Annotated in this window: 7 protein-coding genes; 4 read left to right on the forward strand and 3 right to left on the reverse strand. The window is 67.4% G+C overall.

Going from position 1 to position 8,747, the window contains the following annotated elements:
• Positions 1–24: 24 nt before the first annotated feature.
• Positions 25–453, reverse strand: coding sequence for a DUF6300 family protein (locus tag EHS43_RS29185; RefSeq protein WP_125193715.1), 429 nt, complete (start codon positions 451–453; stop codon positions 25–27).
• A gap of 196 nt (positions 454–649) precedes the next feature.
• On the opposite strand from EHS43_RS29185, the gene EHS43_RS48130 reads away from it, so the two are divergent.
• From EHS43_RS48130 to EHS43_RS29205, 4 genes are all read left to right on the forward strand, one after another.
• On the forward strand, positions 650–1,375 hold the full coding sequence (locus EHS43_RS48130) for a hypothetical protein (protein WP_260470766.1): 726 nt from the start codon (positions 650–652) through the stop codon (positions 1,373–1,375).
• Positions 1,376–1,442: 67 nt separating this feature from the next.
• Complete coding sequence (locus EHS43_RS29195; protein ID WP_185806459.1) at positions 1,443–4,178, forward strand: serine/threonine-protein kinase; 2,736 nt, start codon at positions 1,443–1,445, stop codon at positions 4,176–4,178.
• A gap of 134 nt (positions 4,179–4,312) precedes the next feature.
• A complete protein-coding gene (locus tag EHS43_RS29200; protein ID WP_125193717.1) occupies positions 4,313–5,251 on the forward strand; it encodes a hypothetical protein in 939 nt (312 codons plus the stop codon).
• Positions 5,248–5,487, forward strand: coding sequence for a hypothetical protein (locus EHS43_RS29205; protein WP_125193718.1), 240 nt, complete (start codon positions 5,248–5,250; stop codon positions 5,485–5,487). The genes EHS43_RS29200 and EHS43_RS29205 overlap by 4 nt, the downstream gene beginning before the upstream one ends.
• A gap of 526 nt (positions 5,488–6,013) precedes the next feature.
• On the opposite strand, the gene EHS43_RS29210 is transcribed toward EHS43_RS29205, so the two are convergent.
• Positions 6,014–6,796 carry a hypothetical protein gene (locus EHS43_RS29210; protein ID WP_125193719.1) on the reverse strand — a complete coding sequence of 261 codons (783 nt, stop codon included), beginning with the start codon at positions 6,794–6,796 and terminating at the stop codon, positions 6,014–6,016.
• 71 nt (positions 6,797–6,867) lie between these two features.
• Positions 6,868–8,415, reverse strand: coding sequence for an AAA family ATPase (locus EHS43_RS48135; protein ID WP_185806460.1), 1,548 nt, complete (start codon positions 8,413–8,415; stop codon positions 6,868–6,870).
• Positions 8,416–8,747: the final 332 nt, after the last annotated feature.

Genomic DNA, 8,747 nt, shown 5'->3' on the forward strand with positions numbered 1-8,747 from the left:
TGACGTGCGGCCTCGGGGTCGGGTTCAGCCTCGTCCGCGTGGTGTGAGACCTGAGGGTGTCGGCGGGCTGGGAGGTGGTGCGGGCGGGGCGGCGCGGGTCCAGCCGCGGGCGTGCATGGTCTCGGTCTCCCAGTCTTCGAACAGCTGGGGGAGGGCCGCGGGATCACGGTCGGCGTCGTGGTGCCAGCCGATGAAGGCGCGGGCTGCTGGGCGGTGCGCGTCGCAGGCCGGGCAGAGCTCCATCCACACCCCGGTCATGAGGGGCCCGTGCCAGTGCAGAAGGAGGTCGCCTCCGCACCGTGAACAGGGCCGGGCCGGCTGTTCCTCGTCGGAAGCGACGGGGCGCAGGCTGGCGAGTTCTTCGTCGCTGATGTTGTCGAGACTGCCGTCGAGGTTGGCGATGCGACAGAAGTCGCCGTCGGGGCGTACGAGGTATCGCCAGGTAAAGGACATGCGGTCCCCTTCCCGTGGAACAAGGCGCGAGACTCACCGTCTGTCCGATTCGTGACCTGCGTCAAGAGGTGAGACGCCTGTGCCCACGAGATCCGACGCCGTGCTCCAACGCCCGGCACGGCGCAAGCGCTTCGCCGAGGTGTGAGAGCCCGCCGTTTCCCGTCATACGCCGGCCGGGCAGAACTACGCTGGCCTGGTGACCCTCTTGGCGCCCCAGATTGCCCAGTTGCCCGCCGATCCCTCGTTGATCAGCCTTGCTTACCACCACGAACACCCTGTCCAGGCGTACGAGTTCGAGAACACGCTGGAGGTGTGGACGGTGTCCGCCCGGATCGACGCGGACGTCCTGGCGGAGGAACTGGCCGCGTACAGCGATATGGACCAGAACGCGCTGGACGCGGTCCAGGACGTCACGGTGGGCCGCATGTCGTTCGTGCGGGTGCGGATGTTCGGCCCGGACCATCCATGGGAGGCGATGGACTCCTACACCGGGGATGTCTCCCGCATCGGCGAGGTGGTCCTGGACGTCGCCAACGGCGAGTGGGAGCCGGCCTTCGAGGCTGCACTTGCCCACCCTGTCGGTGACCTGCTCGTCATGGACCGGGTCATTCTGGAGCCGTCGTGGCGCGGACTGGGCCTGGGCCCGGTACTGGCAGGCGCCGCCATCCGCCGCCTCTCGCAGGACTGTGTCGCGGTGGCGTGCGAGCCCGGATCGGCCGACGGCCGCGAGATGACTGACGACCAGCACCGTGAAGCCGCCGCCAAACTCGGCCGCGTATGGGAGCGGATCGGCTTCGAACCCTTCAAGGACGGCGTACATATCCTGGACTGCCACCTGCAGCAGCCCCATGACCTCCTTGCCGAACGCCAGGACGAGTTCAGTGCACTGTGCCGCGCCTGGCGGGAGCACCAACAGCCGTAGGCTCACGATTCGGGGACGTCGAGCCGTGCGCTCCCTGGGTGCGCACGGGCGAAGGGGGAGTGGTGCTGTGGAGCGCGAACAGGAGTTGCTGGTCGAGTTCGGCCAGTGGCGGAAGGACGACACCGGCTCAGAGGTCGATCGTGCCGCGGAACTCGTCGAGATCCTGTTGGCATTGCTGAGCCGGTCCGTTTCGCGTGAGTCCCTGCACGTGCACCGTGTTGCCAGCGAACCTGCCGTGGAGTTCGAGTTTGAGGGGCGGGACTATCTACTCGTCCTTGTAGGCCATGAGGACACAACTGCCCACTTGGGCAAAGAGCTCTTCGCGTTTCGAAGCATTGCCCGCAACGGGCAGTGGGCAGTGCTGTACTGGCCTGAGGGACCGGTAGACGAGGGGTTCGTTCGTCTGGCCGAGATGAGTGGGGCAGCAGTTCTCGACCGGTCCCATCTGGACGCTGCCGTCGCCGGGCTATGTCCGCTGCCTGAGTTGGTCCGTGGAACCCTGCGCCGCCGACTGCCGTACGTGTCGCTCGCCGACCTGCTGCGGGCCGGTGAGAGTGCGCCGGAAGAGCGGGAGATGACTTCGCCAGCCCGTATGACGTCTTCTTTCGATGTGGAGACGCGGACGTGGGCGGGGGCAAGCGTTGATGTGCTGCTCGTGGGAGGGGCACAGCAGGACCGGCCCACCGGTTTGGCCTGCCTCCCCCGAGACCGTGCGCTCATCACCTGCCCCGACGGTCTGCTGGAGGTCGACACGGCCCGTGGTCATGCCCACTGGCAGTTGGTGCTGCCCGGCTGCCATGGCGCGGCGCTGGTCCGCCCAGACGGCGAGGTCCTGGTCATGTGCGGCTCAGCCCTGGTGCGCTGGCACGAGGGAGAGTTGCGGGCTGTCGCGGGAGGCTTCGAGCAAGGCTCTGTGCTCCTACTTGGGCCCGACGAGGAGCCGTGGGTGCTGTCCGGCTCCGGCGCCACATTGGGCTCAGGAGAGGGGAGTCTGGCGCTGACGCGTGCTGGTGAGAGGGTCGGGGACCAGATGCGTTACCCGATCGCTTTCGATGCCGTGGTGCGCTCGGCGGTCTGGCTGGACCGGCGGCGGTTCTTCCTCGCTGCTCAAGGAAACAGCGCGGTGGTGGATCTGGCACGCACCACGGACGCCGGGCAGCGTGCGGACTGGATCGAAACCCCCGTGCACGATCCGGCGCATGTCCTGCGGGCGGGCACAGACGCTGTGCTCAGCGCGGCGCCCGACTGGTCTGACGGCGGGGTCGGTCTGCACCGTACCGATGTCATCAGCCGTAAGAGCGATCGCGTTGCGAACCTCGGGCTCGCTGAAGTCTTGGGGTTCGCCCAGGACCCCGCTGGCGGGCCCGCCTACCTCCTCGCCTCACTGCCCTCCAACGATCCGACCCACGTCAGCCCGGTCCTTGTGCAGATCACCGGGCACCGCCCACCCACTTCCGGGCCCGTTCCGGTCCGGGTACCCCGGAGCTATGACGTGGTGAGTGAGTCGGCCCGGGGCGAGCGCAGCGACTACGCGCTGCCGACTCGCCCTCTAGTACCTCCCTCAGAACACGCGGAGGTCTTCGAGGCCAGACACAAGCCGTCGGGAACGGTCGTGGTCTACAAACGGCATACGGGCTGGCGTCAACGGGGCGAACGCCGCATGCACCGTGAGGTGGAGATCGCCCAGAGGCTGGGCGGCAACCGCCATGTCATGCCCGTGCTCGACTACCACCCCGACTACGCCTGGTTCGTCATGCCGAAGGCCGATGCCACCGTCGAGGACAAACGAACCGAACTTCAAGACCCGGAAAAATTGCGTGCCCTGGTGGACGCCATCGCCACCGGCCTGGCCGACGCGCACCAGCACGGCTGGATTCACCGGGACATCAAGCCTGCCAACATCCTGCTCCTGGACGGGATCTGGGTCGTGGCGGACTGGGGGATCGTGCGCCGCCCCAGCGGGCAGACCAGCGCCGCCGGCGTCCTGACCAGAACCGGTATCGGTACCGAGGGGTTCGCCGCGCCCGAGCAGTCCATCGACGGGCACGCCGTGACCGCCGCCAGCGACATTTACAGCCTCGGGCAGCTCATCGGCTGGATCCTCACCGGGATCTGGCCGCAGGCCAATGTGCCCCTTCTACCTCCGCCGGGATCGTGGTTCGGGGTCGTACGCCAGGCCACACAGCTCGACCCCGCTCGCCGGCCCCAGGACATGGCGGCCTTCCTCGACCTGGTCGACCGTGAGACGGGTACCGGAAACGAAATGCCGATCGTGCGCGCCCAGCGCCTTCTGGAGGCGGCCGACAAACAGAAAGACCCCGGTGCGGCCGCTCAACTGCTCGCTCTCGCCGCCGATCAGCCCGGCTCCGAAGAGCTGTATCTGGACGTGATCACCAGGCTGAAGGTGACGACCGCCAGGAAGGCATTGCTCGACAACCCCGCACAGGCGGCCGTCGTGGTCCAGGCGCTGACTGCACATGCCGCGGCCGACGACTGGCCCAGCTGGGAGGAGGCCGACCGGGCCGTGTGGTGGCTGCTCGGTATCGCCCGCCTCGCAGCTCGCGAGAAGCAGTGGGCACTGCTCGACACGGCTGTCCAGGGCATGTGTGACTGGGACGGCCGCTTCGACCGATGGAAACCGCAGGACGACATCAAGGACTGGATGCGCGAGCTCACAGGACAGGCCGCGATCATTGTTGCCTCCGCGCTGCGCGCCCAACCAGACGGAGCACGGCACCTTCATGAGCTTGCGGACGACCGTCGAGTCGATCAGGCCATCCGAAGCGCCGTCTACAGGCCCTGAGCGGACTGTTCAAGGGCATCGATCAATCACGACAGATGTGACGCGGATCACAGAAGCATTTTGGGGTGCGCGTTGTCGGATCGGGCCCGTGCCGGGACTGAGAGGAGAAGCATTTTCCCGATAAGGAGACGTGCATGGCCGACGAGGATCTGACCCCCAGTTACACCATGGTCGAGGATGACGGCTCAGTTCATACCGACCTGGCGGAGCGGATCAGCCAGTTCAACTGGGACCCGGGTACCGGCGGGATGGTCATGGCTCTGTTCCCCGTCGACTGGACCGGGAACGAAGGCGACCTCGTGACCCTCCGGGCGGACGGCAGCATCGCGCTCGACAGGGACGACATGTTCGAGCTTCCGGAGCCGTTTGACCGTGCCGTTCCTCCCACGATGATCACCACCACCACGGGCATGGCAGCACTCAAGCCTGACCATCCAGCCAACCAGACCATCGAGTCCTCGTTCCGGGCTCTGAACATCCCGGTCCCCGAGGTGATCCAGGCGCTGAGCGCCCGCGAGGCCGCACTTGGCGGCGACGGATCCGCGATTCACTCCTTCACGTCGGACGTGTTGGGGATGTGGAGCGGCTGGAACGAGCCGGTATCCACCGCACTGCTCGGCAACTGGGCGGACCCTCTCTACATCCAAGGTCGCCTGGCCCCTGATGACTTGAACAGACTGAGGTCAGAAGCCCGCGTCATCCATCGGCAGCTCCGGCCGGTCTGGCGCCGCAAGGTCAATCGGTCGCGGTTGCTGCTGCTCGACACCCCGCTCGGCGACGGGCTGACCCTGTACGACCTGGTCGCCGGAGAGGCCGCTGACGCCGGAGTCGATACCTGCTTCGAGGACCCGCGCCTGATCGAGATCCTGAACGCCCTCTCGCCGGCCGAGCTAAAGGTGACCCTCGCCCTCGCCAGTCCCGGGGTGACCAACTGGCCAGAAGCAGCCATGGCCGCTGGTGCCGCTGAGCCCAAGCTCCAGGGCGAGCGGGTCCGCCGAAAGGTGAAACGGCTCGCAGCACGCATCACCAACCACTCGCCGGAGGCCGGGGCGATCACGGGGAGCGGCCGATGAGCGCCCGCAATCACGTCGCATCTCGCCCGGCCCGGCGTCGCCAGGTGGTGGTGCGGATCGCCCTGCCGAGCATGCCGTCCTGCACCGCGCTAATCGGCACCGGCAGCGTCGGCGCGGCCCTGGCCCACGGCACCGTCTCAGCTGCATCCCCGCTTGTGTGGCCGCTCGTAGTCCTCGCCCTCGGCGCAATGGCGTACGACGTCGGACTCCGTGCCCTACGGGGCCGCGCCGACTGACCGCATCCTCGCCGCCTCATCTACCTCAGGCGGATGCCAGGCTCGGCCGCGTCCGCGGCCGGGCTGGCATGCGTCGACGATGGCCACGCCGCACATCGACGACGCTACGCCGATGTTGGGACGCGGCAGTCAGGCTGGCCGCAGACCGCTCCCCGGCCGTGACGGCTCGGCAACGTGCGGCGTGGTACTTGCGTCGGTCATCGCCTCCGAACAGCCCCCGAGAGCCGCTGCGTTCGCGCCTTACACAGTCTGCCGGCGACGGCTGCCAGCAGCACGATGCGAGCCGAGGGAGAGGACACGGTGGCGGATGCAGAGGTACAGCGGCGGGAGAAGCTCGCGTGGCAGCGCCGTGCGTGGGAGACCGAGACGGCCCTGAACGCGGTGATGTCGGACCCCGAGGTTCAGCGCCTCAAGGAGGAGATCGAGGAACTGGAGGCCTCCCTGGCGCGGGAGCTCAGCCCCATGCTCCGGCGCTTCCAGGAGCGGTACGACCGCGCGGTCCAAGACGCCGACCTCGACGTTCTACCTATCCGCCGAATACTCCCTGGCAAAAGGCCATGTCGCGGGCCAGACTCCGGTAGGTCACGCCCATCCAGCTGTTGGGGCGGTGAGTGAGGGAGCTGGCGGCTATGTCCAGTAGGTGGCGCTGCACAGCGTCGGCTCCGCCCGCGGCCAGCAGCGATCTCAGGTAGCCGCGAATCTCGCCGATATGGCCGTTGGCCTTCAGGGCGTAGGCCTTTCGAAGGCCGAAGAGCTGGAAATGGTTGCGGCACCGAGCGGCCAGGGTGCGGTCCCACGTCGACGGGGGAGCGACGAAGAACTCCAGCCGTACCAATCCCGCCTTGTGGATCACCCTGGCGTCGAGCCACGGTTCGCTGTCAATGTCGTCGATGTACGGGTGGAGGGGTAGTTCGTCAGGTGTGCCGGCTCTTGTGTCGCCCTTGGCCCAATTGCAGTCGGAGCACGCCGGTATGAGGTTGAGGGGGTCCACGCACAGGGCGGGGTAGCTGTTCTTGGGCATGAAGTGGTCGAGCTGGCTGACCGTCCCGTGCCCGCACAGCGGGCATCGCTCGTTCTCTGGGGCGCTCATCAGCTCGTCGTAGATGGCGCGTCCGGGACCGCTGACCATGCCGTTCTGGTAGATCCAGGTGACGGCTTTCTCGCCGCTGACGATACCGGGGATCTGGAAGTCTTCGGGTTCCAGGGCGTGCAGCGTCTGTTCGAGGGCCGCCGCCCGGAGTTGGTCTCCGGATGCTTCGACGGCGTCCGCGGCTGCAGCCAGGCGGGTGCGCCGTTTCTGCTCGCCCATCTCCCTGATGCGGGAGATGCAGGTTTCGTAGGCGGTGCGAGCGTCGTACCGGGGCGGGCGCAGGGGCCACATCAGCTGTCCTCACCCGCGGACTTGTCCGCCAGTAGGATCTGGACGATTCCTTTGGCCTCACTGCCGAGCTGGCCGCCGAAATGCTGCAGTACCTGCTCGTAGGTGTCCAGTTGGTCGACGGCCGCCTGGAGGGTCGCGAGGAAGCCGGATTGCCGAACCTCCAGGCCGAAGACCTCGCGGGTGAGGACCCCCACGTTCTCGCCGAACGTTTCGATGCTGGGGCGCTCGGCCCGGAGGCGCCCGTGACGGATGAGCTTCCAGACGGATAACCGCGGGACTTCCTGCAGGACGACCGGAGAGTGGGTGGCGATGATGGCGACGCCGTTGCGGTCAGCCAAGAGCTGGGAGAGGGTCCTGATGAAGGCGGAGAGGAGCGGCGGGTGCAGGTGACTCTCGGGCTCGTCGAGGAGCACCAGGGTCTGCTCAGCGACGAGCTCGACAAGCCGGGTGAGGATGAGTAGCACGCTGGCGTGGCCGGAGCTCAGCTCGACGAACACCCTTTGCGGGCCCTCGTGCGTGAAGGTGTCGGGGCCGGTGCCAGCCATGTCGTCAACGAGGCGCGGAACGCTGCTTGCCGCGAAGGCAGGGTCTGTCATGAGGCCGCTGATGGCGCGGGCCCAGCGCTCTGTCCTGCCGGAGGAGTGGATGGCGGCAAGGCTGCCGGAGAACTCGGCGGCCAGGTCCGTGTGTGATTTGCGTTCGTCGTGAGCGCCGGCTCGGATGTGCAGACCCACATACTCGAAGGAGACGAGCCCGTCCGGTCGTTGGTCTACGAAATGCGCGAACGGGTCGAAGGCGCTGAAACTGATGGAGACGACGTTGGCCAGCATGAGCGCCCCTGACGGCGCGGTGCCCCTGGGCCAGAAACGGCTGCCGTCATCCGCCTGGTCGACCCGGACAGCGGCCCGCGCGATCTCTCTGAGGAGGGTCGTCTTGCCCACGCCGTTGCGCCCGATCAGGACGTGGATGTTGCTGGGGGGTACGGAAAGCGGGTCAACGACGAAGTCCAGGCTCGTTCTGCTGTGTCCGTCCGCGCTTCGGGGGCCGACGTACTGGTAGTCATAGCCCCTCCCGAGACGGGCGCCTCCCCTGGCAATGCGTCTGAATTGCTGCTCCACGGTGACCGAGGTGACGGTGCGCAGCAGAGACGTCTGAGTCACCGCATGCTCCATTGCCACAGTGAAGGCGTCGGGGTCATAAGCGACGTCACCTAGAGCGGTCAGGATAAAGATCCGGATCTCGTTGCCCAGCGCGGCGATGTTGACGTAGTACTCATCGTCCTGACCGAGGGAAAACCACAGACGGCGGCCGTTCGCGTTCAGCGAGGAGTACCGCCCGGCACGAAGGGCGCGCCCGCCGGGCTGCTGCTCAGTGCTGCCGATCTTGACCGTGCCAAGAAGCAAGGCCCGCCCGTGGTCCTCTTCACGGAGGTACAGTCGGTAGCTGGTGCGGTAGCCCTGATCGTGGGTGTTGACGGGCACGAGCACGAACCCGGCTGGCCCAGGAGCGGGCGGCTCTTTAGAGACCGGGACGACGTCGATGAACACGGGGCCTCCATTGACTTGCCGCATGCCCACCTCAAGAACACTATCCCGAGCTCGGCGGTCAAGTTGGGGGCACGCACAAGCCGATGCCCGCGGTCGGGTCAGCCCTGGCACGCTCCACACGACCTCCGCGAGCTGCGGGCCGGCCGCTCCGCCCTGGAGGTAGAGGCACGATGACGACCGGGCACGAACCTGCCGAGAACGGCCCGGGCGCGGTCGCAACGGGCCGCCGTGCGCCCCTGACACGGGCGACGCTGACGGAGCGTGGCTTCGTCGGCTTCGTGCCGTTCGCCGAGCTCCCGCACAGCAGCGTCCCCTCCGAGGAGGGTATCTAC

The sequence above is a fragment of the Streptomyces sp. RP5T genome, from assembly GCF_003933965.1.
Taxonomy (GTDB): domain Bacteria; phylum Actinomycetota; class Actinomycetes; order Streptomycetales; family Streptomycetaceae; genus Streptomyces.